Source organism: Betaproteobacteria bacterium (assembly GCA_016720855.1).
In the GTDB taxonomy this organism is placed as follows: domain Bacteria; phylum Pseudomonadota; class Gammaproteobacteria; order Burkholderiales; family Usitatibacteraceae; genus FEB-7.
In genome coordinates, this window is the sequence record JADKJU010000001.1 from 746712 (window position 1) to 772218 (window position 25507).

Annotated in this window: 19 protein-coding genes; 14 read left to right on the top strand and 5 right to left on the bottom strand. The window is 68.7% G+C overall.

The annotated features are described in order from the left end of the window. The first annotated feature begins 3 nt into the window (after positions 1-3). From IPP91_03305 to IPP91_03335, 7 genes are all read left to right on the top strand, one after another. Positions 4-507 (top strand): TRAP transporter small permease, encoded by a 504-nt coding sequence (locus tag IPP91_03305; protein ID MBL0141097.1) that lies wholly within the window; start codon positions 4-6, stop codon positions 505-507. Then, complete coding sequence (locus IPP91_03310) at positions 504-1787, top strand: TRAP transporter large permease (protein ID MBL0141098.1); 1284 nt, start codon at positions 504-506, stop codon at positions 1785-1787. Before IPP91_03305 ends, IPP91_03310 begins: the two co-directional genes overlap by 4 nt. Before the next feature lie 3 nt (positions 1788-1790). After that, positions 1791-2570, top strand: coding sequence for an enoyl-CoA hydratase/isomerase family protein (locus IPP91_03315; GenBank protein ID MBL0141099.1), 780 nt, complete (start codon positions 1791-1793; stop codon positions 2568-2570). A gap of 295 nt (positions 2571-2865) precedes the next feature. Continuing rightward, a complete protein-coding gene (locus tag IPP91_03320; protein ID MBL0141100.1) occupies positions 2866-4065 on the top strand; it encodes a CoA transferase in 1200 nt (399 codons plus the stop codon). A 56-nt stretch (positions 4066-4121) separates the two neighbouring features. Next, a complete protein-coding gene (locus tag IPP91_03325) occupies positions 4122-4874 on the top strand; it encodes a TSUP family transporter (GenBank protein ID MBL0141101.1) in 753 nt (250 codons plus the stop codon). 49 nt (positions 4875-4923) lie between these two features. Next, positions 4924-5754 (top strand): alpha/beta hydrolase, encoded by an 831-nt coding sequence (locus IPP91_03330; protein ID MBL0141102.1) that lies wholly within the window; start codon positions 4924-4926, stop codon positions 5752-5754. Between the two features lie 14 nt (positions 5755-5768). Further along, positions 5769-6776 carry a pirin family protein gene (locus IPP91_03335; GenBank protein MBL0141103.1) on the top strand — a complete coding sequence of 336 codons (1008 nt, stop codon included), beginning with the start codon at positions 5769-5771 and terminating at the stop codon, positions 6774-6776. Positions 6777-6785: 9 nt separating this feature from the next. Here IPP91_03335 and IPP91_03340 read toward each other — a convergent pair whose 3' ends face one another. Genes IPP91_03340 through IPP91_03350 form a run of 3 tightly spaced genes read right to left on the bottom strand, consistent with a single transcriptional unit; the run spans position 6786 to position 10964 of the window. After that, complete coding sequence (locus IPP91_03340) at positions 6786-7469, bottom strand: methyltransferase domain-containing protein (GenBank protein ID MBL0141104.1); 684 nt, start codon at positions 7467-7469, stop codon at positions 6786-6788. Between the two features lie 41 nt (positions 7470-7510). Beyond that, positions 7511-9259 (bottom strand): thiamine pyrophosphate-binding protein, encoded by a 1749-nt coding sequence (locus IPP91_03345; GenBank protein ID MBL0141105.1) that lies wholly within the window; start codon positions 9257-9259, stop codon positions 7511-7513. A 10-nt stretch (positions 9260-9269) separates the two neighbouring features. Beyond that, positions 9270-10964 carry an AMP-binding protein gene (locus tag IPP91_03350; GenBank protein MBL0141106.1) on the bottom strand — a complete coding sequence of 565 codons (1695 nt, stop codon included), beginning with the start codon at positions 10962-10964 and terminating at the stop codon, positions 9270-9272. Between the two features lie 160 nt (positions 10965-11124). Here IPP91_03350 and IPP91_03355 point away from each other — a divergent pair, with 160 nt between their 5' ends. Together IPP91_03355 and IPP91_03360 are read left to right on the top strand one after the other, a co-directional pair. Further along, complete coding sequence (locus IPP91_03355; protein ID MBL0141107.1) at positions 11125-12090, top strand: NAD-binding protein; 966 nt, start codon at positions 11125-11127, stop codon at positions 12088-12090. Positions 12091-12164: 74 nt separating this feature from the next. Further along, positions 12165-13019, top strand: a complete 855-nt coding sequence (locus IPP91_03360; GenBank protein ID MBL0141108.1) for an amino acid ABC transporter substrate-binding protein — start codon at positions 12165-12167, stop codon at positions 13017-13019. An 85-nt stretch (positions 13020-13104) separates the two neighbouring features. Here IPP91_03360 and IPP91_03365 read toward each other — a convergent pair whose 3' ends face one another. Then, positions 13105-13332 (bottom strand): DUF1161 domain-containing protein, encoded by a 228-nt coding sequence (locus IPP91_03365; protein MBL0141109.1) that lies wholly within the window; start codon positions 13330-13332, stop codon positions 13105-13107. 87 nt (positions 13333-13419) lie between these two features. Then, complete coding sequence (locus IPP91_03370) at positions 13420-13743, bottom strand: hypothetical protein (GenBank protein ID MBL0141110.1); 324 nt, start codon at positions 13741-13743, stop codon at positions 13420-13422. A 192-nt stretch (positions 13744-13935) separates the two neighbouring features. Here IPP91_03370 and IPP91_03375 point away from each other — a divergent pair, with 192 nt between their 5' ends. Genes IPP91_03375 through glgX form a run of 5 tightly spaced genes read left to right on the top strand, consistent with a single transcriptional unit; the run spans position 13936 to position 25503 of the window. Beyond that, positions 13936-16362 (top strand): glycogen/starch/alpha-glucan phosphorylase, encoded by a 2427-nt coding sequence (locus IPP91_03375; protein MBL0141111.1) that lies wholly within the window; start codon positions 13936-13938, stop codon positions 16360-16362. 11 nt (positions 16363-16373) lie between these two features. Further along, positions 16374-18554 carry a 1,4-alpha-glucan branching protein GlgB gene (gene glgB, locus IPP91_03380; protein ID MBL0141112.1) on the top strand — a complete coding sequence of 727 codons (2181 nt, stop codon included), beginning with the start codon at positions 16374-16376 and terminating at the stop codon, positions 18552-18554. Positions 18555-18586: 32 nt separating this feature from the next. Continuing rightward, positions 18587-19930, top strand: a complete 1344-nt coding sequence (gene glgC / locus IPP91_03385; protein MBL0141113.1) for a glucose-1-phosphate adenylyltransferase — start codon at positions 18587-18589, stop codon at positions 19928-19930. Continuing rightward, positions 19927-21384: a glycogen synthase GlgA gene (glgA, locus tag IPP91_03390; GenBank protein MBL0141114.1), complete on the top strand. Its 1458-nt coding sequence runs from the start codon at positions 19927-19929 to the stop codon at positions 21382-21384. Before glgC ends, glgA begins: the two co-directional genes overlap by 4 nt. Positions 21385-21387: 3 nt before the next feature. Next, positions 21388-25503 (top strand): glycogen debranching protein GlgX, encoded by a 4116-nt coding sequence (gene glgX / locus IPP91_03395; GenBank protein MBL0141115.1) that lies wholly within the window; start codon positions 21388-21390, stop codon positions 25501-25503. Positions 25504-25507 lie beyond the last annotated feature (4 nt).

Below are 25507 nucleotides of genomic sequence, written 5' to 3' on the forward strand. Positions count from 1 at the left end.
CAGATGACTTTGCGGTCGTTCCGCCGGGGATACGAGCGCTTCCTGGAGTGGATCTGCATCGCGCTCATGACCGCGCTCGCCGCCGAAGTGACGGCGGGCGTGGTCTTCCGCTACTCGGGCCACTCCCTCGTCTGGTATGACGAGGTCGCCACCATCCTGCTGGCCTGGGTGACGTTCTACGGCTCCGCGCTGGCGGTTCTCAAGCATGCGCACATGGGCGTGCCCGAGATCGTGAGGATGCTGCCGCCCGGGCCGCGGGTGGTCGCCGCCGTCGTTGCGCAGTTGTGCACGCTCGCCTTCTTCGTGCTGCTCGCGTGGGTGGGCTATGAGGTCCTCGAGGTCCTCGCGACGGACCAGCTGGTTTCGCTGCCGGAGGTCTCGGTGGCCTATACCATGTCCGTGATCCCGATCAGCTCCGTCCTCTTCGTGGTTGGCCAGCTGCTGGTGTTTCCCGAGGTGCTGCGCGAGGCGCGCTGCGAGCCCGCCCTCGTGCAGGTGCCGGCATGATCGGCTTCCTCGTCCTGCTCTGCGTGGTCGGGCTGGTATTGATCAACGTTCCGATCGCCGTGGCGCTTTGCATCGCGTCGGTCGCGGCGATGCTCGCGAGCCAGGGTACCGGGAGCCTGCCCAACGTGGCGATCGCGCTCTACCAGGGCGCGACCAGCTTCCCGCTCATCGCGATCCCGCTCTTCATCCTCGCGGCCGCGATCATGAACACCTCGGGCATCTCCCACCGGCTGATCGACTTCTGCCAGGCGCTCGTCGGCTGGATGAGAGGCGCTCTCGCGCAGGTGAACGTGCTCAGCCACATGTTCTTCGCGGAGATCTCGGGCTCGGCCGTGGCGGGCGTGGCCGCAACCGCGTCCATCATCATGCCGGCCATGAAGGCGCGCGGCTACCCGGGACCCTTCACGGCCGCGGTGACCTCCTCCACGGCCACCCTCGCGATCATCATCCCGCCGTCGATCCCCATGATCCTCTACGCGGTCATGGCGGGGACGTCGGTGGTGCAGATGTTCGTCGCGGGCATCGTGCCCGGCCTGCTCACGGCATTCGGCTTCATGGCGCTGTGCTACTGGTATGCCGTCCGGTACAACTGGCCGGTGGAGGAGATCTTCCAGTGGGGCAAGCTCTGGCGCGCCTTCAAGCATGCGTTCTGGGCGCTCACGCTTCCCATCATCATCCTGGGCGGGATCTTCGGGGGCATCGTCACCGCGACCGAGGGAGCGGCGCTCGCCGTCGTCGCCTCTCTCTTCGTGGGGGGCGTGGTGTATCGCGAGCTCGACGGGAAGCGGCTGCGCGAGGCGATCATCGACGGGACCGTGCAGACCGGCACCGTGATGCTGCTGGTCGCCGCCTCGGCCCTCCTGGGCCTCTATCTCACGGAGGTGCAGCTTCCGCAGCGCATCGCGGCGGCGATGCTCTCCTTCACGAGCGAGAAGTGGGCCATTCTCGCGATCATGAACGTCTTCTTCCTGATCATCGGCATGTTCCTGCACTCGGCCGCCGCGATCATCCTGGTGGTGCCCATCGTGATGCCGGTCGTAACCGCGGCCGGGATCGATCCGGTCCATTTCGGCGTGATCGTGACGCTCAACCTCGCCATCGGCCAGCAGACGCCGCCCGTGGCAAGCGTGCTCCTGCTCACCTGCTCGATCGCGAAGGAGAGCGTCTGGGACGTGACCAAGGCGAACCTTCCGTTCATCGGGATCCTCCTCTTCACGCTTCTTCTGATCACCTACGTGCCCGTCGTCACACTGGGCCTGGTGAACGTGTTCTACCGCTAGCCGATGGTCGAAACCATACTCGTCGAACGCGACGGAACGATCGCCACCGTCGTCCTCAACCGTCCCGAAAAGCTGAACGCGCTCACCAAGCCGATGTGGCAGCGCTTGGGCGATGTCTTCCTCGAACTGGACGCCGACGACGACGTGCGCTGCATCCTGCTGCGCGGCGCGGGCGAGAAGGCCTTCGCGCCCGGCAACGACATCTCGGAATTCGACCGCGAGCGCTCCAACGTCGACCAGGCTCGCGCCTACGGGAAGATCATGACTCGCACCATCGACGCGATCGGCCATTGCCGCCACCCGGTGGTCGCCCAGATCCACGGCATCTGCGTGGGCGGGGGCCTGGAGATCGCCGGCCTCGCGGACATCCGCATCTGCGGGGAGTCGAGCCGGTTCGGCGTGCCCATCAACAAGCTCGGACTGGTGATGGCCTATGCGGAGATCGGCGCCCTCATCTCGCTCGCCGGCGAGGCGGTGGCGCTCGAGATCCTGCTGGAGGGCCGCGTGTTCGACGCGAAAGAGGCGAAGGACAAGGGCCTGGTCACGCGTGTCGTTCCCGATGCCGATGTCGAGGCGGAGGCGAAGGCCACCGCGCGGCGCATCGCGGACGGGGCGCCGCTGGTGGCGCGGTGGCACAAGAAGTTCGCGCGCCGCCTGCGCGACGGGCAGCTCCTCACCGCCGAGGAACTGGACGAGGGATACGCGTGCTATGGCACGGAGGATTTCCGCATCGGGCGGGCGGCTTTCCTCGCGAAGGCGAAGCCGGAGTTCAAGGGGCGGTAGGGAGTTACGCGACTCAAAAGCAGGGACACGGAGAACACGGGGGAGGTGCGCGCCCCAAAAAGGGGGGGGGGGGGAGGAAGGCAAAGAAGCTATGAGGGTTGCCAGAGCCCGGACTCGCAAGAATGAATGCGGATGAACACGGATAAGTGCAAATGAAAACAATCAGGGTTGCCAGAGCCCGGGCTTGCGATGAAGTGGCCACAACTCGCCATAACTCCATTCGTTCTTATCCGTGTTCATCCGTGTTCATCCGTGTCCCTGTTTTTGAGTCGCGTAACTCGCCCACCCTTCCATCATGAGCGGACCCCTGAAAGGCATCCGCGTCGTCGAGCTGGCCCAGATCATGGCCGGCCCCACCTGCGGCATGCTGCTTGCCGACATGGGCGCCGACGTGATCAAGGTGGAGAAGCTCCCCGGCGGCGACGACACGCGCTCCTACTCCCGTCCTTCGGTGAACGGCGAGTCGGCCGCATTCATGATGCTCAACCGCAACAAGCGCGGCATCGCGGTGAACCTGAAGATGGCCGAGGGACTGGAGGCGGTGAAGAAGCTCCTGCTGACGGCGGACGTGGTCACGGAAAACTACCGCAAGGGCACCCTGGAAAAGCTGGGCCTGGGCTGGGACGTGCTGCGCGCCCTCAACCCGCGGCTCATCTACTGCGTCGTCTCCGGTTACGGCCGCACCGGACCCTACGCCGACAAGGGCGGATTCGACCTGATCGCGCAGGGCTTCTCCGGGCTCATGTCGATCACGGGCGAGCCCGGCGGGCCCCCGGTCAAGGCGGGCTCGCCTATCGCCGACATCAACGCCGGCATCTTCGCCGCGCTGGGCATCGTCTCCGCCCTGCACGCACGGCATGCGACGGGGCGCGGCCAGATGGTGGATACCTCGCTCATGGAAGCGGCCATCCAGCAGACGTACTGGCAGAGCGCGATCTACTTCGCCACGGGCGAGAATCCGGGGCCCACGGGCTCGGCGCACATCCTCACCGCGCCCTACCAGGCTTTTCCGACGGCGGACGGCTGGATCAACGTGGGCGGCGCCAACCAGTCCAACTGGGAGCGCATCGCGAAGGTGATCGGCCGCGAGGACCTCTTGGCCGACCCGCGCTTCGCCACCAACGGCGACCGCATGAAGCACCTGGCCGAGCTCACGCCCCTTATCGCCCAGTGCATGAAATCGCGCCCCTCGGCCCACTGGATTCGCGAGTTCGAGGCGGCCGGCGTGCCGGTCGGCCCCATCAACCGGATCGGCGACATGCTCGCCGACCCGCAGGTCGCCGCGCGCGAGATGGTGATCGAGGTCGAGCACCCGGTGGCCGGCAGGACGAAGGCGCTGGGCATGCCGGTGAAGTTCTCGGATACACCCTGCGCCGTCACGCGCGCCTCCCCCCTGCTCGGCCAGCACACGCGCGAGATACTCGATTCGCTCGGCTACGACGCCGCCGCCATCGACCGCCTGGCCGCCTCCGGTGCCGTCGCCCTGGGAGCCTGATTCCGAATGGCGCCGGTCACCGCAGGCAACTCCCGCGCAAGGTGCAGGCCGAAACGATGAATTCCGCGCTCCTCCTCGCGATCCTGGCCGTCTCCGCGCTCGTCACCTCGTTCATTTCCGGCATCCTCGGCATGGCCGGCGGCATGATCTTCCTGGGCGTTCTGCTGGCGCTGCTCACCGTGCCGAAGGCGATGGTGCTGCACGGCGTGACGCAGCTCGCTTCCAACGGCTGGCGCGCGGCCCTCTGGCGCGAATCGATCGACTGGCGCGTCTTCCGCGGCAATGCCTACGGGGCGTTAGCGGCGCTCGCGGCGTTCACCCTGGTGCAGCTCGTGGTGAGCAAGCCGGTCGCGCTAATCGTGCTGGGCGTCACGCCCTTCATCGGCCTCGCGCTGCCCGGGAAACTCATCCTCGACGTGAAGAAACGCGGGCATCCGTTCGCCTGCGGCTTCATCTGCACCGCGTTGCAGCTCATCGCCGGCGTCGCCGGACCCATCCTCGACCTGTTCTTCGTCCGCTCGCGAATGGACCGGCGCGCGGTCGTCGCGACGAAGGCCGCGACGCAGAGTCTCGCGCACATGATCAAGATCGCCTATTTCGGCGCACTCGTGGGCGCGGCCCAGCGCGGCACGGTGGACTTCTGGCTGGGCGTGCTGATGGTGACGCTCGCCATCGCCGGCACCTCGCTCTCTCGAACGATCCTGGAACGTCTCACCGACGCATCCTTCCGCCTGTGGACGAGGTGGACGGTCATGGTGACGGGCGTGGTCTACCTGGGCAGCGGCGCGTGGATGCTCGCGGCACGCTGAAGCTGGCACGGTCTCGTTTCGCCTCATCGCCGCGCCTCCGGGACGGCCCGTGAAGACCTTCATCGCCGACGATGGGGAGACGATCCGCGTCGCCGTCTCCGGCAGCGGCGCGCCGATCGTGATGCTGCACGGCTGGACGGCCAGTCACACGGAGTGGGCACCCCTCGTCCACGGTCTCGCGCGTGTCCATGCAGTGCATCGCTGGGATGCGCGCGGGCATGGCGGGCACACGCCCGCGACCGCCACCGTCCCCACGGTGCAGCGCATGGCGCGTGACCTCGCCAATCTCCTCGAGCGTTTTGGCTTGCGCGATCCCGTTCTGGTCGGCCATTCCATGGGCGTGCTCACGATCTGGGAGTACATCCGGACTTTCGGCACCGGCGGCCTCGGGCGGCTTTGCCTCATCGATCAGTCGCCCCGGCTCGTGACAGACGCGGCATGGGCGGACGGCATCTACGGGGATTTCGACCGGGCCCGCGCCGATGCCTTCGTGGAGGAGCTGGAGGCCGACCTTCCCGAGGCCGTGCTTCGTCTCGCCGCGCACGGTCTCAATGCCCGGGCCGGGCGCAAATACGACGAGAATTCGCGCGGCTGGCAACTGGCGCGCGAGGCGCTGCGAAAACTGCGTCCCGGACCGCTCATCGAAACGTGGCAGAGCCTCACCGCGGCCGATTATCGCGACGTCCTGCCGCGAATCGACGTTCCGGCACTCCTCGTGTACGGCGGCGAAAGCAATTTCTACCGCCTCGAGACCGCGCGACACGTCCACGACTGGATCCGGGATTCGGAACTGCTCGTTTACGAAGGCGCCGACCATTCGCCGCATCTGTGCGAGCCGGACCGGTTCGAGCGCGACCTCCTCGCGTTCATCGCGCGTTGACCGGAGTGCCCTCCATGTCCTCGACCCCGATCCTTCGAACGGAACCCCTCGGGTTCGTCTGGACGACACCGGATCCCTTCCTTTTCTGCGTGCACCACGACGATCGCTACCCGGCGGGCAACGAGGCACTCGGGCCTGCCGCATCGCTGGACGGCCGCAACCTGGGCCGGGATTTCGAGCCGAAGGACGGCTGGCGCATGTATCACGGCCATCGGGTGCCGGGATTCCCGCAGCATCCCCATCGCGGCTTCGAGACGGTGACCTTCGTCCGGCGCGGGCTCATCGACCACGCCGATTCGATGGGGGCCGCGGCGCGCTACGGCGCAGGCGACGTGCAGTGGCTCACCGCCGGCCGGGGCATCCAGCACGCGGAAATGTTCCCGCTCCTCGATCGCGCAAATGCCAATCCGCTGGAACTCTTCCAGATCTGGCTCAACCTGCCGGCCGCGGACAAGATGGCGCAGCCGCATTTCTCGATGTTCTGGGACGACCAGGTTCCGCGATTGCGCGAAGGCGGCGTCGAGGTGACCCTCATCGCGGGCCGGCTGGGTGAGTGCGAGGCGCCCCGGCCGCCGCCCAGCTCCTGGGCTTCGCGGGCCGACTCCGACGTCGCGATCTGGATCATCCGCCTGGCCCCAAACGCGACATGGACGCTGCCTGCCGCCGCGAACGGGTCGAATCGGCACCTCTACCACTTCGAGGGCAGCGGGCTGCGCATCGGTGGTGCACCGGTTCCTGACCGGCACATGGCCGTGGTCGGCGGCGAGGTGGCGCTGGAGCTGGCGGCAGGCGCGAACGAATCGCAGCTCCTGATGCTCCAGGGTCGCCCCATCGGCGAGCCTGTCGCACAGGCCGGTCCTTTCGTGATGAACACGCGGACCGAGCTGCAGCGCGCCTTCGACGACTACCAGCGCACGCAGTTCGGGGGATGGCCCTGGCCCTCGGCGGACCCGGTGCACGGGTGCGAGGGTCGCTTCGCGCGCCACGCCGATGGCCGCATGGAGCGACCGGCCGAATCCTGACTGCCGGCGTCAGGCGTCCAGCGCGCCCGCCTTGCGCACGATGCACTGGATCTGCGCCAGCGTATCGGGGAAGGCCGTCTGGTCGATGGGGCGGATGAAACGGCGCTTGAGGGCTTCCTTGTCGCCCCCCAGGAGCCGCAGCACGCCGTAGGCGACGCGTCCCGCCGCACGCTCGAGCTTCCAGCGGATCGTCCCGGCCATCCGGCCGTTGCTCTGCAGGCGCCGGTCGTAGGCCGTGTCGAAAAGACGGATGTCGAGCACCTTGCCTCCCGGCAGGCAGTCCGCCAGCTCCCGCAGGTTCACCGATACGGGCGACCAGCTCGCCCTCCCGGCGATCGTGAAGGTCCATTTGTGGTCGCGATTGAAGCGGCTGGGCCAGAAGCCCTGCTCGTAGAGATCCTCGTCCGGGACGATCACGAACAGCACCCCGCCGGGTTTCACCAGCGCCCACCACTGCGCGATGGCCGCCCGGGGATCGCGCATGTGCTCGAGGCAGTGGGAGGCATAGACAAAGTCGAACTGCCGGTGGACGTGCTGCAGGATCTCGTTGGCGTCGCCCTGCGCCAGGTCGAAGGGCATGACGTGCGGGAACACCGGATCGGCGCCGCAGCCGATGTCGATGCCCTCGCCCCGGAGCACGGCGTGCTCCAGCTCGCCCCATACCTTCTTCGTCTTGGAGGATTCGTCGGCCATTTGTTTCGGTGCCAGGCGCCGGTGCCAGGCACCACAATTCCCTACATCGAGATCGAGCCCTCGCGGAATTCGGTCTTGTCGAGCCAGACGTTCACGAGCACGGGCTTGCCGGTGGCCGCGATGCGCCGCGCTTCGGCGAGCCCCGCGTCCACTTCCGCGCCGGTGCGAATCTCCACGCCCGCGGCGCCAAAGCCCCGGGCGACCTCGTGATAGGCGGTGCGCGCGAGCACGGTGCCCACATCGTCGCCCAGCATCTTCACCTGCTCGCGCGCGATCTGTGTCCAGCCGGCATCGTTGCCGACCACGGCAATCACCGGGATGCCATGGCGCACGAAGGTATCGAACTCCGAAAGCCCGTAGCCGCAGGCGCCGTCGCCCCAGACGATCCACACCTCCGACTGCGGCTTAACGACGGATGCGCCGAGCGCAAAGCCGGCGCCGACACCCAGCGTGCCGAAGGCACCCGGGTCGAGCCACGCCAGCGGTCCTCGTGGCCGCAGGATGTAGGACGCCGTCGCCACGAAGTCCCCCCCGTCGGCCACGAACACGGCGTTGTCGCCGGCCACGCGATCCATCGCGCGGAAGAAGGCGACCGGGTTCACGTGCGCCCCGGAGGCCCTGGCCTGTTCGTCGATTTCTCCCTCGCGCTCGGCATCCCGCGCGTGAAGGGTGGCGATCCAGTCGACGCGCTTCGCTCCTCCTCCCGCTCGCTCGGCCACGGCGGTGATGAAGCGACCCGCATCCCCGATGGCCTCGATCGCGGGCTTGCGGTTCAGGCGCGCATCCTTCGTGCTGCGGTTCGCGGCGATGAGCGTCGCCGAGCGCCGCACGTGCTTGCCGTAGTCGAGGCGAAAGTCGCAGGGCACGCCCGCGAGCAGTACGCAGTCGGACTCGCGAAGCGCCTTGCGGCGCGCGTGGCGCATCTGCAGGCCCGAATCCCGGCCCAGCAATCCGCGCGCCATGCCCGACAGGTACACCGGCACGCCGAGCCGCTTCACCGCTTCGGCCACCTGCGCGGCCGCCGCGGCCTCGACGATCGACTGGCTTCCCAGCACCATGAGCGGCCGCTCGGCCTTCGACAGGGCGTCCGCCGCGTGCGCCACGGCCCCGTCGCCCGCGAGGGGCACGGGCACCGCCCGGCCGGTCGGCGAATAGGGCTGGTCGCTGCCTGCGAACATCCGGCTCGCATGGCGATTGAGGTACCAGCGCAGGAACCGGTCCGCGATCGACGTGCCCTTCCCCGCTGCGTCCGAGTACCAGCCGCGGATGAGTTTCTCGTCGTAGAGGAGATCGACCGGACATTCGACGAACGTCGGGCCGGGCACGCCCTCGAGCGACGCGACGAGCGCTTCTTCCACCGCCGGCCCCAGGTCGGCCACTCGCCGCACCTGCTTGATCAGCTTCACATGCGGGGCCACCAGCGGCTTCTGGTCGATGTCCTGCAAGGCGCCGCGTCCCTGCAGCGCCGTGGGGGCCGCGCCGCCCAGCAGGAGCACGGGCGATTGCGCCATCTGCGCGTTCTTGAGCGCGGTGATCGTGTTGGTGACGCCCGGGCCCGCCGTCACCGCCGCCACGCCCGGCGTCCCGGTCAGTCGGGCCACGGCGTCGGCCGCGAAGACGGCCGTGACCTCGTCGCGCGTGTCCACGATGCGGATGCCGCGGCGCTTGGCCGCCACGAGGATGGGGGAGATGTGCCCGCCGCATAGGGTGAAGATGAATTTCACCCCGTGCGCGGCCAGCGCGGCCGCCACGCGTTCGCCGCCGTGGGCCGGGATGTCGGATGCGTTCATGGGAACCTTTCTATGTTTCCTTCGTTGCATGCTGGCGCGTGAGCTCGCGGTAATCGATCTTGCCCACGCGCGTGAGGGGGAGCGCGGTCACGAACTCGACTTCGCGCGGGCACGACCACTTGATGAGCCGCTCGCGGCAATGCGCGATGATCGCCTCCTGCAGCGCCGCGCTCGCCTGCGCGGGGTCGCGCAGGACCACGCACGCCTTCACGCGCTCGACCTGCGCGGGATCGGGCACGCCGATGACGCACACCTCGGCCACCGCCGGATGTTCCCGGATCACCGCCTCCACCTGCGCCGGATACACGTTGAAGCCGGACGACTTGATCATGCGTTTCAGGCGCACCGAGAAATACGTGTAGCCGTCGGCGTCCATCTTCCCGAGGTCGCCGGTGTGCAGCCACGTGCGGCCATCGGCGTGCACGCGCAGCGCCTGCGCCGTGGCCTCCGGGTCGTCGAGGTAGCCGATCATCACCGCGGGGCCGGCGATGCAGATCTCGCCCTCCTCGCCGGTTGGCGCCTCCTCGATCGTCCCCGGCTTCACGATCCTGGCCAGCATGTCGGGAAACGGGATGCCGACGGAGCCTTCGCGATACTCCGTGAGGGGGGTGGCCATGATGCCGGTCACTGCCTCGGTGAGCCCGTAGCCCTCGAGGAGCTTCACGTTCCCGCCGCCGGCCTGCACCATCGCCTCGAAGCGCTCCTTCACCGCGCGCGGCAGCGTGTCGGCGCCGCAGAAGCATGCCGTGAGGCAGGAAAGGTCCGCCCTGGCGAGCGAAGGATCCCTGGTGAGCGCATCGAAAAGCGTCGGCACGCCCACCAGCACGTTGGGCCGCTGCGCGCGCAGGAGCTTCGAGACGATCTCGGCGCTGAACTGCGGCACGAGGATCGACTTGCCTCCCGCCATGAACACCGCGTTCACGCAAACGCCCAGTCCGAAGCCGTGAAAGATCGGGAGGATCGCGAGAATGGCGTCCTTCTCGCCCATGCCGCACCACGAGGCGGCCTGCAGTCCCTGGGCGATGAAGTTGCGGTTCGACAGCACGATGCCCTTGGGCAGGCCGGTCGTGCCGCCCGAGAAGAGGATGGCGGCCGCATCGTTCGTCTTGCCCACCGGGGACGACGTCAACGGATGCGCAGCTTCGAGGATCGCGGACCAACGGCGCACTCTCGGTTCGTCGGGGACGGGAGGGATCTTCCTGCCCTTGGTCACCCAGAAGCCCAGCTTCTTGAGCGGCGAAAGATATTCCGGGATGCACGCGATCACGATCCGGTCCAGCGCCCGCTTCGGCGTCGCGGCCGCGAGCGGGCCGTAGAACGCGTCCAGCACAAGCGCCATCCGCGCGCCCGTGGCATCGAGGAAGTGCGTGATCTCCGGCGCCGTCGACAGCGGATGGATCAGGGCCGGAAGCGCCCCGAGCCGGTTGGCCGCGTAGAAGGCGATGACGCCCTGCGGCGACGTGGGCATGGAAATGAGGAGGCGATCCCCCGCGCGCAGCCCCTCTTGCGCGAGCGCGCAAGCGCAACGGTCCACGGAGTCGAGTAGCTCGCGGTAGGACGCCTGCGTGCCGAAGAAATCCCACGCCACCGAATCCGGCACGCGCCGCGCCGTGGTGGCGAGAGCCCCGTGCAGCGTGACCTCGGGGTAGTCGATCGTGGCCGGAACGCTTCCGTAGAATCGCAACCAGGGGTGCGCGGTTTTCATGGCGGGATCGCCGGCGCGCTACTCCGGCAGGGCCGGGATGGCAAAGGCGATGCGCAGCGTGTCATCCGGCGGCGCGGCCCGGGAGACGAAGACCGGCTTGCCCCGGAGGCGAGCAGCAGCAGTACGATGGCGATCAGTCTCATGGCGTTCATTGCGTCGGATGACGCAATTCTATAGGAACCCTCGCATGGCAAATCCCAGGACTTGCGCCGTCATCGGCGGCGGCACGATGGGCGCGGACATCGCGCTAACTCTCGCGCGCGCCGGTTGCCCGACCCACCTCGTCGAGACGTTCGATGCCGTCCGGCAGACCCTCCCCGCGCGACTTTCGGCAGGTCTCGCTGCCCTCGGCAGCCCGCAGGCGATCGAGCGAATCACCGTCCATGGGAGTCTGGACGAGGTGCCTTGGCCGGCGGTGGATCTCATGATCGAAGCAGTGCCGGAAAGCCTCGAGCTCAAGCGCCGGCTCTTCGCGGACCTCGTGGCACGCATGCGCGCCGACGCACTGCTTGCCAGCAACAGCTCGAGCTTTCCCATCAGCGCCATCGCGGAAGGCCTGGCCGGCCCGGGCCGGTTCCTCGGGCTGCACTACTTCATGCCGGCCCACCTCGTGCCGCTGGTGGAGGTTGTGTGCGGCGCGCAGAGCGACCCGGCCCTCGCTGCCGACCTGGCGTCCTTCATGCGGACAACCGGCAAGGTGCCGGTGATCGTGAGGAAGGACCTGCCCGGTTTCCTCGCCAACCGGCTGCAGCACGCGCTCGCCCGGGAGGCCTACGCGCTCATCGATGCCGGCGTGGCCACGGCCGCCGACGTCGACGCGGCCGTGCGTTTCGGGTTCGGTTTCCGGTACCTCGCGGCAGGACCGATCCTGCAGAAGGACCACGCGGGGCTGGACGTCCATGCGGCTGCCGCCGCGACGATGTATCCGTCGCTGGCCTCCAACACGGTGCCGTCGAAGACGCTGTCCGGCCTCGTTGCCGCCGGGCGCCTGGGCATGAAGTCGGGAGCGGGGTTCTTCGACTGGACGCCGGAGTCGATCGCGAAGGAGCGCGCACGCTACCAGGCGCTCCTGCTCGCCGGGCTCGCCCTTCTCGAGCCGGAGTTGCCGAAAGCCGGCGGCGGCTGAGGGCTGTCCACGCCCGGCGAATGCGGGTATTGTTCCGGGCCGCTTCCGCTCACCACCCCCAGGAGTCTCCCGCCATGCTGCGCACCGCCTCGCTACTCGCCCTGCTCCTCGCCGCCACGGGCATCGTGGCCGCCCAGGGTCTCGACGGCCGACTGAAGAAGATCGCCGACAGCAAGACCCTCACCATCGCCTACCGGACGGATGCGATCCCGTTCTCGTTCGTGAACGAGCAGAAACAGCCGGTCGGCTACACGATCGACCTGTGCAAGCGCGTGGCGACCCTTATCGAGGATCAGATCAAGGTGAAGCTGCAGGTGAAGTGGATGCCGGTGACGACCCAGAATCGCTTCGACACGGTGGCTAAGGGCCAGGCCGACATGGAGTGCGGATCGAGCACGGTCACGCTCTCGCGCCTGAAGCAGGTCGACTTCTCGAGCTTCACGTTCGTGGACGGCACGGGGCTGCTCACCACGACCAAGACGGGCATCCACTCCATCTCCGACGTGGCGGGCAAGCGCATCGGCGTGGTCGCCGGAACGACCAACGAGCGCGCGGTGAACGACCTGGAGAAGCGCCGCAAGCTGGGCCTCACCATCGTCACGATGAAGACTCGCGACGAAGGGCTCGCGGCGCTGGAGGCGGGAACGATCGACGCCTACGCGAGCGACAAGGTGCTGCTCGTGGGCGGGGGCCTGAAGCTCAAGGACCCGAAATCCCTCGTGCTGCTGCCCGAGGACCTGTCCTTCGAGCCCTACGCGATCACGCTGCCGCGCGGCGAGGCGGGGTTGCGCCTGGCGGTCAACACGGCGCTCGCGCACATCTACCGCGACGGCGAGATCGCCTCGATCTTCGGCAAATGGTTCGGGGGTCTCGGCGAGCCTGCCGCGCTCACGCGCGCCGCCTTCATCTTCGGGACGCTGCCCGAGTAGTAACCGCAGCAATCGCGAAAAAGGGGACAGACCCCATTTCCCTGTTTCCGGGAAATGGGGTCTGTCCCCTTTTTCGCCTCTTGTCCTACTTGCCGCGGTTGTAGACCAGCTTCTTCGCGCCGCCGTCGCAGGTGCCGACGATCCGGCCGTCCTTCTGCTCGTCCTTGCCGACGATGTCGATCGTCCAGGACTTGACGCCCTTGGCCTTGAGCTTCGCCTCGATCTCGCCCTTGAGATCCTCGCAGGACTTCTTCGCGAAGGCGGGCGCGGCCACCAGCGCGAGCACGGCGGCAAGCACGACGGATCTGTTCATTTCCTTACCCCCCTTTGGCAATCCTCCCGGATAGCATAGTCGAAAAAAGAGGACAGACCCCATTTCCGGAAAAGGGGTCTGTCCCCTTTACTTGGCTGGGGGCGCTGGCGCGCGACGGGGCCGCGGAAAGACCACGAAATTGCGGATGAGACCGCCGACCGAGACGACCACGAGAACGGCCGCCCCGCCTGCCATGGCCGCCAGGTAAGCCGACATGCCCCGCTCGCCCGACTTGAGCAGGACGGCATCGGCATAGAGCCAGAGTCCCACGGTGATCGCAGCCGGCACCGCCGAGGCCAGGACAACCACGTTGAAGGCGAGCAGCTTTCGCCGATCCACGCCGTGCGGGTTGGTCTGCAGGAATGCCATCACCGCGATGACCAACAGCGCAACGAGAACGATCAGGCCCATGGGGTGCTCCGGTTGTCGATCCCCGTTGACTGCAGACTACGGAAAATGCCACGGGGCAGGTAAACTCTACCTGAAGTGGCGCTACGCCCCGCAACCCGATCTGGTCGCACTCCCGTGAACAACCCCGAAGCCCCCCCCCGGCAAGACCCGGGCGAAAGCACGCGCGTCGCAGCAGAAGACGGCGTCCCGGCCATTGGTGTCGCCGCGTTCCGCGAGGCGATCGTCCACAAGCTCGTCTATGCCGTGGGCAAGGACCGCCGCCACGCCCTGGACCACGACTGGCTCATCGCCACCGCGCTCGCCACCCGCGACCAGATCGTGGAACGCTGGATGGAGGCCACGCGCCGAACCTACCGCGACGGCCGCAAGCGCGTGTACTACTTTTCCCTGGAATTCCTCATCGGCCGCCTGCTGCTCGATGCCCTCAGCAACCTCGGGCTGGTCTCCACCGCGCGGGAGGCGCTGGCCGAGCTGGGCATCGACCTGGATCGGTTGCGCAAGCTCGAGCCCGACGCCGCGCTCGGCAATGGCGGCCTGGGCCGCCTCGCCGCCTGCTACATGGAGAGCCTCGCCACGCTGGGCATACCCGCGCACGGCTACGGGATCCGCTACGACCACGGCATCTTCCGCCAGGCGATCAAGGACGGCTGGCAGATCGAATTGCCCGAGAACTGGCTGTCGTCGGGAAACCCCTGGGAATTCGAGCGGCCGGAGGTCACCTACACCATCGGCTTCGGCGGGACCGTGGACGCCGTGCCCAACGCCGACGGCTCCCTGCGCTCGGCCTGGCATCCCGCCGAGAGCGTCAACGCCGTGGCCTACGACACGCCGATCGCCGGATGGCGCGGCTCCCACGTCAACACGCTGCGGCTGTGGTCGGCCCGGGCCGACCACCCGCTCCTGCTCGAGGACTTCAATCGCGGCGATCACGTCGGCGCCCTGGCCGACCGCGTTCGGCTGGAGGCCATCTCGCGGATCCTCTACCCCAGCGACGACACGCCCGCCGGCCACGAACTCAGGCTCAGGCAGGAGATCTTCTTCGCCTCCGCCTCGCTCCAGGACCTGCTGCGCCGCCACAAGACGCAGCACGGCGAGCTCTCGTCGCTGCCGGACCACGTGGCGATCCAGCTGAACGACACGCACCCGGCCATCGCGATCCCCGAGATGATGCGCCTCCTGGTCGACGAGCACGGGATGCCCTGGGACTTCGCCTGGCGCATCACGACCTCCGTCTTCAGCTACACCAACCACACCCTGCTGCCCGAGGCGCTGGAGAAGTGGTCGGTTCCGCTCCTGGAAGGCCTCCTTCCGCGGCACATGCAGATCATCTACCTGATCAATGCGCAGCACCTGGCCCGCCTGAAGGCCGCGGGTCACGAGGACGCGCAACTGCTCGCATCGCTCTCGCTCATCGAGGAGAACCACACGCGCCAGGTGCGCATGGGAAGCCTTGCCTTCCTCGGCTCGAGGCGAGTGAACGGCGTCTCGGCGCTGCATACCGACCTCATGCGCAAGACCGTGTTCCGCGAATTCAACGCCGTGTATCCGGATCGCATCGTCAACAAGACCAACGGCATCACCTTCCGGCGCTGGCTCTTCCAGGCGAACCCGGGGCTCACCAGCCTCATCGCCGAGGCGATCGGGCCGGCCTTCATGGACGATCCGGAGCGGATCGCGGACCTTGCCCCGTTCGCCGACGACCCCGCCTTCCGCGCGCGCTTCGCTGCCACGCGCCGCGCCAACAAGGTGGCGCTGGCCCGGCTGGTCTCGGAGCGGCTGGGAGCGAGCATCGATCCCGAGACGCTCTTCGACGTCCAGATCAAGCGCATCCACGAGTACAAGCGCCAGCTCCTGAACCTTCTCGAGACCATCGCGCTCTACAACGAGATACGCGAGAATCCGGCACACGCGTGGGTGCCGCGCGTGAAGATCTTCGCGGGAAAGGCCGCGGCGGGCTACCACCAGGCCAAGCTCATCATCAAGCTCGCGAACGACGTCGCGCGCATCGTGAATGCCGACCCTTCGCTGCGCGGCCTCCTCAAGGTCGTGTTCCTGGCCAACTACAACGTGAGCCTCGCCGAGTCGATCATCCCCGCGGCGGATCTCTCCGAGCAGATCTCGACGGCCGGCATGGAAGCGTCCGGCACCGGCAACATGAAGCTCGCCCTGAACGGGGCGCTCACCATCGGCACGTACGACGGCGCCAACATCGAGATGAGCGAGCACGTGGGCGAGGAGAATCTGTTCATTTTCGGCCTGCGCGCCGCGCAGGTCGCCGAACGCCGCAGCGCCGGCATCGACGCGACGGCGGACCTCCAGGCCTCGCCCGCCCTGAATCGCATCCTCGAGGCGCTCGAGGCGGGAACGTACTCGCCGGACGATCCCGGGCGCTATCGCGGCCTGGTCGAGAACCTGCGCCATCACGACTACTTCATGGTCTGCGCGGACTTCGAGGCCTACCGCACGGCACAGGCCGGCGTGGCGGAGCTCTGGCGCCACCCCGACGCCTGGTGGCGCCGCGCCATCCTCAATACCGCCGGCATGGGCTGGTTTTCGGCCGACCGCGCGGTCCTCGACTATGCGCGCGAGATCTGGCGCGCCGCTCCGGGGACAGGCTGACGCAGGCCCTCATGACCCCGACCCTCTCCTCCGGCGTCATCGAGGCGATCGTGGCGGGCCGTCATGGCGACCCGTTCGCCGTCCTCGGGCTGCACGAGGAGGCCGGGAAGCCCGTGATTCGCGCCTTTGTCCCCGGCGCCGAGTCGGTCGAGGCCCTCACGCGCCGCGGGGAGCCGCTGGGCCAGCTCGCGTGCCTGCACGGCGGCGGGTTCTTCGCCGGCGGGATTGCGCGGCGCGAACGCTACCTGCTGCGGGCCAGACGCGGCAGCGACACCTGGACGATCGACGACTCATACGCCTACGGGCCCGTGCTCGGCACCCTGGACGACTGGCTGCTCGGCGAGGGAACGCACACGGCCCTCTACGAGCGGCTGGGCGCGCACACGATGGTGCACGAGGAAACCGCGGGCGCGCATTTCGCGGTCTGGGCGCCGAATGCGCAGCGCGTCTCCCTGGTCGGCGACTTCAACGCCTGGGACGGGCGCCGCCACGCGATGCGCCGCCGCGTCGACACCGGCACCTGGGAGATCTTCGTTCCGGGACTCGGCGAGGGCGCGCTCTACAAGTACGAGATCGTCGGCCCCGACGGCGTGCTGTTGCCACTCAAGGCGGACCCGGTGGGATTCGGCATGCAGCTGCGGCCCGGAAATGCGTCGGTCGTGCACGACATCTCGTCGTTCGCCTGGACCGACGGGGACTGGCTGGCCGCCCGCGCCTCTCGCGACCCGCGCCGCGCCCCGATGGCGATCTACGAGGTGCACGCCGGCTCCTGGCGTCGTGGTGAGGGGAACCGCTGGCTCAGCTGGGGCGAACTCGCGGACGAGCTGCTGCCCTACGTGACCGGCATGGGCTTCACGCACCTGGAGCTCATGCCGGTGAACGAGCACCCGCTCGACGCCTCGTGGGGCTACCAGCCCATCGGGCTCTTCGCCCCGACTGCACGCCACGGCAAGCCTGCCGATTTCGCGCGCTTCGTCGATCGCTGCCACGCCGCCGGGATCGGCGTCCTCCTCGACTGGGTGCCGGCGCACTTCCCGATGGATGAGCATGGCCTGTCGCAGTTCGACGGCACCGCTCTCTACGAGCACGCCGACCCGAGGAAGGGCTTCCATCCGGACTGGAAGACCGCGGTCTTCAACTTCGGGCGGCGCGAGGTGGCCAACTACCTTATCGCGAACGCGCTCTTCTGGCTCGAGCACTACCACGTGGACGGCCTGCGCGTGGATGCGGTCGCCTCGATGCTCTACCTCGACTACTCGCGCAAGGCCGGCGAGTGGATCCCCAACCCGCAGGGCGGCAACGAGAACCACGAAGCGGTCGCCTTCCTGCGCCGTCTGAACGAGGTCGTGTACGCGCGCCATCCGGGCGCGATGACGATCGCGGAGGAATCCACGGCGTGGCCCGGCGTCTCGCAGCCAACCTGGTCCGGGGGCCTGGGCTTCGGATTCAAGTGGAACATGGGCTGGATGAACGACAGCCTCGCCTACGTGCGCGAGGACCCGGTTCACCGGCGTCACCACCATGACCGGATGACCTTCGGCCTGGTCTATGCCTACTCCGAGAATTTCGTGTTGCCGATGTCGCACGACGAGGTGGTGCACGGCAAGGGCTCGCTCCTGGCGCGAATGCCGGGCGACTCCTGGCAGCAATTCGCCACGCTGCGCGCCTTCTACGCGCTGATGTGGGCGTACCCGGGCAAGAAGCTGCTCTTCATGGGCCAGGAGTTCGCGCAGGGCCGAGAGTGGAATTTCGACGCAGCGCTCGACTGGCACCTCACCGGGATCGACTGGCATCGCGGCGTGCAGTCCCTCGTCCGCGACTGCAACCGCCATTACCGCGAGCAGCCCGCACTGCACGGCCGCGATTGCGAGCCCTCGGGCTTCCGCTGGATTGTGGTGGACGACCGCGACAACAGCGTGTTCGCCTGGCTGCGCGAGTGCGAAGGCGCGCCTCCCGTGGTGGCCATCGCGAACTTCACGCCGGTCCCGCGGCTGCGCTACCTCATCGGGCTGCCGCTGCCCGGGCGCTGGCGGGAGATACTCAACTCGGACGCGGACGCCTATCGCGGGTCCAATGCCGGCAACGCCGGCGGTGTCGTCGCCGAAGCGATGCCCGCCCACGGGCTGCCCCATTCGGCAACCGTCACGCTGCCGCCGCTCGCCACGCTCTGGCTGGTGCATGAAGGGCCTTGAGGCCATGCGCCAGAAACCGTGAAGGAAACGCCATGGAAACGAATCCGACTCCCCCCCCGCATCCCGCGAACACACCGGGTCCGGCCGGCGCCGCGCCCCGGACGCAGGAACGACGCAAGCATTCCTACACCACGCCACTGGCTCGCTCCGCAATGGCCTACGTACTCGCCGGGGGCCGCGGCACGCGGCTGATGGAGCTCACCGACCGGCGCGCCAAGCCGGCCGTGTACTTCGGGGGCAAGTCGCGCATCGTGGACTTCGCGCTTTCGAACGCGATCAACTCCGGCATCCGGCGGCTTGCGGTGGCCACCCAGTACAAGGCGCACAGCCTCATCCGCCACCTGCAGCGCGGATGGAACTTCCTGCAGCCGGTGCGAAACGAGAGCTTCGACATCCTGCCCGCCAGCCAGCGGCTCGGCGTCAACGACTGGTACGCGGGCACGGCGGACGCGGTTTTTCAGAACATCGACATCATCGACGGCTACGACCCCGAGTACCTCGTGATCCTTGCCGGCGACCACATCTACAAGATGGATTACGAGCGAATGCTGGTGCAGCACGTGAACTCGGGCGCCGACGTGACCGTGGCCTGCCTTGAAGTGCCCGTGGCCGACGCCAAGGGCTTCGGCGTGATGCACGTCGATGGCGAGGGCCGCATCGTCTCCTTCCTCGAGAAACCGGAAAACCCGCCCGAGATGCCGGACCGGCCCGGCTGGGCACTCGCGAGCATGGGCATCTACGTCTTCCGGCGGAACCTGCTCAACGACCAGTTGCGCCGCGACGCCGCCGACCCGAACTCGAGCCGCGACTTCGGCAAGGACATCATTCCGTTCATGGTCGCCAATGGCAAGGCGATCGCACACCGGTTCGCCGATTCCTGCGTACGCTCGCGGGAGGAATCCGAGGCGTACTGGCGCGACGTCGGCACGCTCGACGCCTATTGGGAAGCGAACATCGACCTGACCGACGTCGTGCCGCAGCTCGATCTCTTCGACCGCGACTGGCCGATCTGGACCTACGCCGAGATCACCCCGCCCGCCAAGTTCGTGCACGATGTCGAGGGACGACGCGGCATAGGCGTCGCCTCCCTCACTTCGGGCGGGTGCATCGTGTCGGGGGCATCGCTCAGCCATTCGCTCCTCTTCACGGGCGTGCACATCCATTCCTGGGCAACCGTCACGAACGCCGTGGTGCTCCCCTATGTGGACATCGGTCGCCATTGCCGTCTCGCCAACGTCATCGTGGACGCGGGCGTGAGGATTCCGCCGGGCCTGGTGGTGGGAGAGGACCCGGACCTGGACGCCAGGCGCTTCCGGCGCACCGAGCGGGGCATCTGCCTCATCACCCAGCCGATGATCGACCGCCTCGCGGCATGAAGGGCCCCCGCGTCCTTTCCGTCGCCTCGGAGGTCTTCCCGCTGGTGAAGACCGGCGGCCTGGGAGACGTGGCGGGCGCGCTGCCGCCGGCGCTTGCGGCCGAAGGCATCGCGGTGCGAACGCTCGTGCCCGGCTACCCGGCCGTCATGCAGGCCGTTCGCGCCGCCGAGACGGCGCGGGAATACGCAACGCTCCAAGGGGGAACGGCCCGCATCCTCGCTACGCGCGCTGCGAACCTCGACCTCTTCGTCCTCGACGCGCCCCACCTGTACGCGCGTCCCGGCAATCCTTACACGGGCCCCGACGGCCAGGAATGGCCGGACAACGCGCAACGCTTCGCCGCGCTGTCGCGCGTTGCGGCCGACATCGGAGGCGGCGCGGTGGCGAGCTTCGTTCCCGACATCGTGCACGCCCACGATTGGCAGACGGGCCTCGCGCCGGCCTACCTGCACTACGGCGCCTCGCCTCGCCCTCGAACCGTGATGACGGTGCACAACCTCGCCTTCCAGGGGCAATTCCCCAAGGCGCTCCTGGCCGACCTGGGCCTGCCAGATTCCTCGTTCTCGATGGGGGGTGTCGAGTACTACGGCACGATCGGCTACCTCAAGGCCGGGCTCGCCCTCGCCGACCGGATCACGACGGTTTCGCCGCGCTACGCGATGGAGATCCGCACGCCGGAATTCGGGATGGGACTCGACGGCCTGCTGCGCGAGCGCGCCGGCGTGCTCCGGGGAATCCTCAACGGCATCGATACGGACTACTGGAACCCCGCAACCGATACGCGAATCGCGGCGCGTTACGACGCAAAGCGCCTCGAAGCGCGCGCGGCCAACAAGGCCGCGCTGCAGGCCCGCCTGGGCCTCGAGGTGGATGCCCGCGCGCCGCTCTTCGGCGTGGTGAGCCGGCTGACTTGGCAGAAGGGCATGGACGTGCTGCTCGATGCCGTGCCCGCCCTCATCGGGCACGGCGCCCAGCTCGCGCTGGTGGGCTCCGGCGAGGCGAACATCGAGGAGGGATTCGAGGCCGCGGCCCTCGCCCACCCCGGACGCGTAGCAGCGTTCCTCGGTTTCGACGAGGACCTCGCACACCAGATCCAGGCCGGGGTGGACGCGCTCCTCGTGCCCTCGCGATTCGAGCCCTGCGGCCTCACGCAGCTTTGCGCCCTTCGCTACGGGGCGATTCCGGTGGTCGCCCGCGTCGGTGGGCTGGCCGACACGGTGATCGACGCCAACCAGATGGCGCTCGCCGCGCAGGCGGGCAACGGCGTGCAGTTCGCGCCGGTGACGCAGCAGGCGTTGTCGCTCGCCCTCGAGCGCACCGTTGCCCTGTGGCGCGACCGCAAGACGTGGCGCCGCCTGCAGGGGCACGCGATGGCCGCCGAAGTGGGCTGGCGACGCCCGGCACGGCAGTACGCGACGCTCTACCGCGAGCTCGCCGCCCTCCCCGCGGCCTGAGGCATGCGCCGCCTCGCGCCCGGCAGCCCCGAGCCGCTCGGCATCACGCTCGTCCCGGGCGGAGCCAACGTGGCCGTCTTCTCGGCGCACGCGTCGGCGATCGAGCTCTGCCTCTTCGATGCCGCGGGAAATGCGGAACTCGAGCGCATCCCGCTACCCGGGCGCACAGGCGACGTTCATCACGGTTTCGTCGCCGACATCGTCGCCGGCCAGCGCTATGGGCTTCGTGCCCACGGCCCCTACGAGACGCAGGCAGGCCATCGCTTCAACCCGGCCAAGCTCCTCGTCGATCCCTACGCCACAGCCATCGACCGGGCGTTCCGCCTCGATCCCTCGCTATACGGCGAACAGGCCGATGGCTGGAGGCGCAGCGACACCGACAGCGCGGGCGCCGTCCCCAAGGGCATCGTGCAGCCACCGTTCGCGCCGGCACCGGCGACGCGGCCGTGCATCCCATGGGCCGACACCGTCGTCTACGAGCTGCACGTCCGCGGCTTCACCCGCAGCCACCCGGACATTCCGCCCTCCCTTCGCGGAACCCTTGCCGGACTTGCGCATCCGGCGGGCATCGCGCATTTCGTGCGCCTGGGCGTCACGACGCTCGAACTGATGCCGGTGGCCGCGGCGGTGGACGAGCCGCACCTGGCCAGGCACGGGCTCACGAACTATTGGGGCTACAACCCGATCGCGATGATGGCTCCCGATCCGCGGCTGGCACCCGGCGGCATGGGGGAGCTGACCGCCTGCGTGGCCGCCCTGCACCAGGCCGGTATCGAAGTGCTGCTCGACGTCGTTTTCAACCACACGGGCGAAGGCGAGGAATGGGGCCCGGTCCTGTCCCTGCGCGGCCTGGACAACGCGAGCTATTATCGCGCGCGCGCCGACGACCGCGCGCACTACGCCAACGACGCGGGCTGCGGAAACACGCTGGCCCTCGACCGCCCGCCGGCGCTCGGCCTCGCGCTCGACACGCTGCGCCATTACGCAACGGTCGCGGGCGTGGACGGATTCCGATTCGACCTGGCCACCACCCTGGGCCGGCGCGCCGACGGGTTCGATCCCGATGCACCGCTGCTGGCGGCCATCGCGAGCGATCCGGTGCTGCGGGACCTGAAGCTCGTCGCCGAGCCCTGGGATGTCGGGCCCGGCGGCTACCAGCTCGGCGCCTTCCCCGCCGCGTGGGGCGAATGGAACGATCGCTACCGCGACACCGTGCGCCGCTTCTGGCGCTCGGACGCCGGCATGGTCGGCGAACTAGCCACGCGCATCGCCGGGTCGTCGGATTTCTTCCCCACGCGCGCCCCTTCGCGTTCGGTGAATTTCGTCTGCGCGCACGACGGCTTCACGCTCGCGGACCTCGTGGCCTACGAGCACAAGCACAACGACGCCAATGAGGAAGCCAACCGCGACGGCACGGACTCGAACTTCTCCTGGAACCACGGCGTCGAGGGTTTCACCGACGATCCCGCGATCATCGCAGCCCGCAGCCGCGACGTGCGCAGCCTCATGGCCACCCTCCTTCTTTCACGCGGGACGCCGATGCTGTCGATGGGCGACGAGCTGGGCCGCACGCAGCACGGCAACAACAACGCGTACTCCCAGGATAACGCGCTCACCGCGATCGACTGGGCGAACGCGGACACGGGCCTCGTCGATTTCGTCGCCACCCTCATCGACCTTCGGCGCCGCCACCCCGCCCTTCGGTCCGACCATCGGCTCTCGGGCGAGCCGATTGACGCGAGCGGCTTTCCGGACGTGGAGTGGCGCCTGCCGGAGGGTCGGCCCCCTGCCAGCGGCGATTGGGCGGACCAGAATCTGCGCACGCTCGTCGCCGCGCTTTACGCCGCCCCCGAAAAAGGCGTGGCCGGCGACCGCGTCGCGATCGCCTTCCATGCCGGCCACGAGTCGATCGCCGTGCGCTGGCCGGATCCGCGCGACGGCTTTCGCTGGCGGCGCGCCCTCGATACCTCGATGGCCGGCGGCAGGCCGGACCCTTCGTCGGACGATGTCGGAGACCTGCTCGCGCCGCGCTCGGCCGTCCTGCTCGTCGAGGAGGCCGAACCGTCGCCCCGGGCCCACGCACGCGGCATCGAACCTGCGGTGCTGGACCGCCTTGCAAGGGCGGCCGGCATCGGCGCGCAATGGCACGAGGTATCCGGAACGCTGCACGTCGTCGGGGACGACACGCGCCGCGAACTGCTCGCGGCCATGGGCCTGGAGGTGTCTTCGACGGGCCAGGCGCGCGAGCGGCTCGCCGCACTGGTCTCGGCGCGCGAGGGCCGCCGGTTGCCGCGCACGCAGGTCGTGGCGGAGAACGAAACAACGTGGCTGCCGTTGTCCGCCGTCGGGCATCGTCCGGAGCGTGGCGTGCTTTGCCTTTGTGCCGATGATGGCACGACGCTTCGCGTGCCGTTCGCGCGCGGTGATTGCCAGGGCCGCGCAACCGTGGCGGACGACGGCCGCGTCGTGCAGCGCCTCCTGGTGGCCTTGCCCGCGCTCGCGGCCGGCCATTACCTCGCGACACTGGAGGGGGAACCCGAAGCCTGCCATCTCGTCGTCACGCCGCGCCGGTGCTTCCTGCCCCCGGAGCTTCTGGAAGGACGTCGCCGGTTCGGGCTCGCCGCGCACCTGTACGCCTTGCGCAGGCCGGGCGACCAGGGCATCGGCGATTTCACGACGCTCGCGCAGGTGGCCAATGCCACCGCACGGGCCGGAGGCGCTCTCGTCGGGCTCAACCCGCTGCACGCGATGTTCCCCGGGGACCGCGACCGCGCGAGTCCCTATCACCCCTCCGATCGACGCTTCCTCGATGCCCTGTACCTCGATGTCGAGGCCGTTCCCGATTTCACGGACTCGCAGTCGGCGCGCCGCGCGCTGGAGCAGAATTCCGTGCCTCTCCTCGACCTGGCGGCGAGCCCCACCGTCGAGTATCCGGGCGTCTGGGCCGTGAAACGTCGGGTCCTCGAGGCATGCTTCGAGGCCTTCGTGCAGCGCCCGGCCGGTGATGCCCTCGTCGCCGAGTACGGCCGGTTCGTGGCGCAGGGCGGGGACAGGCTTCGGCGGTTCGCCGCGTTCGAAGCCATCGCGGCCACGCGGCCGGGGGTGCCTTGGCAACGCTGGCCCGCGGAGCTGCGCCGGCCCGACGACCCGGGCGTGGCGCGCTTCGCTGCCCGCAACGCGCGCGCTGTGGATTTCTCGATCTATCTGCAATGGCTCGCGGACCGCCAACTTGCGCACGCTGCCCGGTCGGCGCGGGAGGGAGGGCTCGGCATCGGGTTCTATCGCGACCTCGCCGTCGGCGCGGCACCGGACGGTGCGGAGGCGTGGTCCAACCAGGCCTTGCTCGCACGCGGCGTTTCGATCGGCGCGCCGCCCGACCCGTTCTGCCTGACCGGGCAAGTGTGGATGCTCCCGCCGCCCCGTCCCGACGCGCTGGCTGCCGGGGGCTACGAGGATTTTCGCGCGCTCATTGCGGCCAATGTCCGCCACGCCGGGGCGCTGCGCATCGACCACGTCATGGGGCTCACGCGCCAGTTCTGGGTTCCCGAAGGCGCAACGGCGACCGAGGGCGCCTATGTGCGCTTCCCGCTCGAAGACCTCCTTGGCGTGCTGGCGCTGGAAAGCCGCCTCGCGCGCTGCCTCATCGTGGGGGAGGACCTGGGTACCGTACCGGATGGATTTCGCGAACGCCTGGATGCCTCCGACGTGCTCTCGTACCGCGTGCTGTGGTTCGAACGGGACGGCGCGAAGTTTCGTGCGCCCGGGCAATATCCCGCGAAGGCCATCGCGTGCGTCTCCACGCACGACCTGCCGACGATCCGGGGCTGGTGGAAGGACGCCGCGCCCGAGGAGCGGCAGGCGCTGGGACCGGCGGGCGGGGATCCCGTGGCGACGGCTCACGCCCTGCACCGCCTCATCGGCGCGACGCCCTGCGCGCTGGCGCTGGTCCAGGCCGACGACCTGGCCGGCGAGGAGACGGCGCTCAACCTGCCGGGAACGGACCGCGAGCGCCCCAATTGGCGGCGCAAGGTGGGCGTCGAGGCCGCAGAGCTGTGGAAGACGCCCATCGGCGCGCAGGCTGCGCAGGACCTCTTGCCCGGTCGCGGCCCGGCGTCGTGAATTC

Excerpts from the sequence above, each read along its gene's own strand:
- IPP91_03305 (MBL0141097.1), top strand. The coding sequence starts at position 4 with ATGACTTTGCGGTCGTTCCGCCGGGGATACGAGCGCTTCCTGGAGTGG.
- IPP91_03310 (MBL0141098.1), top strand. The coding sequence starts at position 504 with ATGATCGGCTTCCTCGTCCTGCTCTGCGTGGTCGGGCTGGTATTGATC.
- IPP91_03315 (MBL0141099.1), top strand. The coding sequence starts at position 1,791 with ATGGTCGAAACCATACTCGTCGAACGCGACGGAACGATCGCCACCGTC.
- IPP91_03320 (MBL0141100.1), top strand. The coding sequence starts at position 2,866 with ATGAGCGGACCCCTGAAAGGCATCCGCGTCGTCGAGCTGGCCCAGATC.
- IPP91_03325 (MBL0141101.1), top strand. The coding sequence starts at position 4,122 with ATGAATTCCGCGCTCCTCCTCGCGATCCTGGCCGTCTCCGCGCTCGTC.
- IPP91_03335 (MBL0141103.1), top strand. The coding sequence starts at position 5,769 with ATGTCCTCGACCCCGATCCTTCGAACGGAACCCCTCGGGTTCGTCTGG.
- IPP91_03340 (MBL0141104.1), bottom strand. The coding sequence starts at position 7,469 with ATGGCCGACGAATCCTCCAAGACGAAGAAGGTATGGGGCGAGCTGGAG.
- IPP91_03345 (MBL0141105.1), bottom strand. The coding sequence starts at position 9,259 with ATGAACGCATCCGACATCCCGGCCCACGGCGGCGAACGCGTGGCGGCC.
- IPP91_03350 (MBL0141106.1), bottom strand. The coding sequence starts at position 10,964 with ATGAAAACCGCGCACCCCTGGTTGCGATTCTACGGAAGCGTTCCGGCC.
- IPP91_03355 (MBL0141107.1), top strand. The coding sequence starts at position 11,125 with ATGACGCAATTCTATAGGAACCCTCGCATGGCAAATCCCAGGACTTGC.
- IPP91_03360 (MBL0141108.1), top strand. The coding sequence starts at position 12,165 with ATGCTGCGCACCGCCTCGCTACTCGCCCTGCTCCTCGCCGCCACGGGC.
- IPP91_03365 (MBL0141109.1), bottom strand. The coding sequence starts at position 13,332 with ATGAACAGATCCGTCGTGCTTGCCGCCGTGCTCGCGCTGGTGGCCGCG.
- IPP91_03370 (MBL0141110.1), bottom strand. The coding sequence starts at position 13,743 with ATGGGCCTGATCGTTCTCGTTGCGCTGTTGGTCATCGCGGTGATGGCA.
- glgB (MBL0141112.1), top strand. The coding sequence starts at position 16,374 with ATGACCCCGACCCTCTCCTCCGGCGTCATCGAGGCGATCGTGGCGGGC.
- glgC (MBL0141113.1), top strand. The coding sequence starts at position 18,587 with ATGGAAACGAATCCGACTCCCCCCCCGCATCCCGCGAACACACCGGGT.
- glgA (MBL0141114.1), top strand. The coding sequence starts at position 19,927 with ATGAAGGGCCCCCGCGTCCTTTCCGTCGCCTCGGAGGTCTTCCCGCTG.
- glgX (MBL0141115.1), top strand. The coding sequence starts at position 21,388 with ATGCGCCGCCTCGCGCCCGGCAGCCCCGAGCCGCTCGGCATCACGCTC.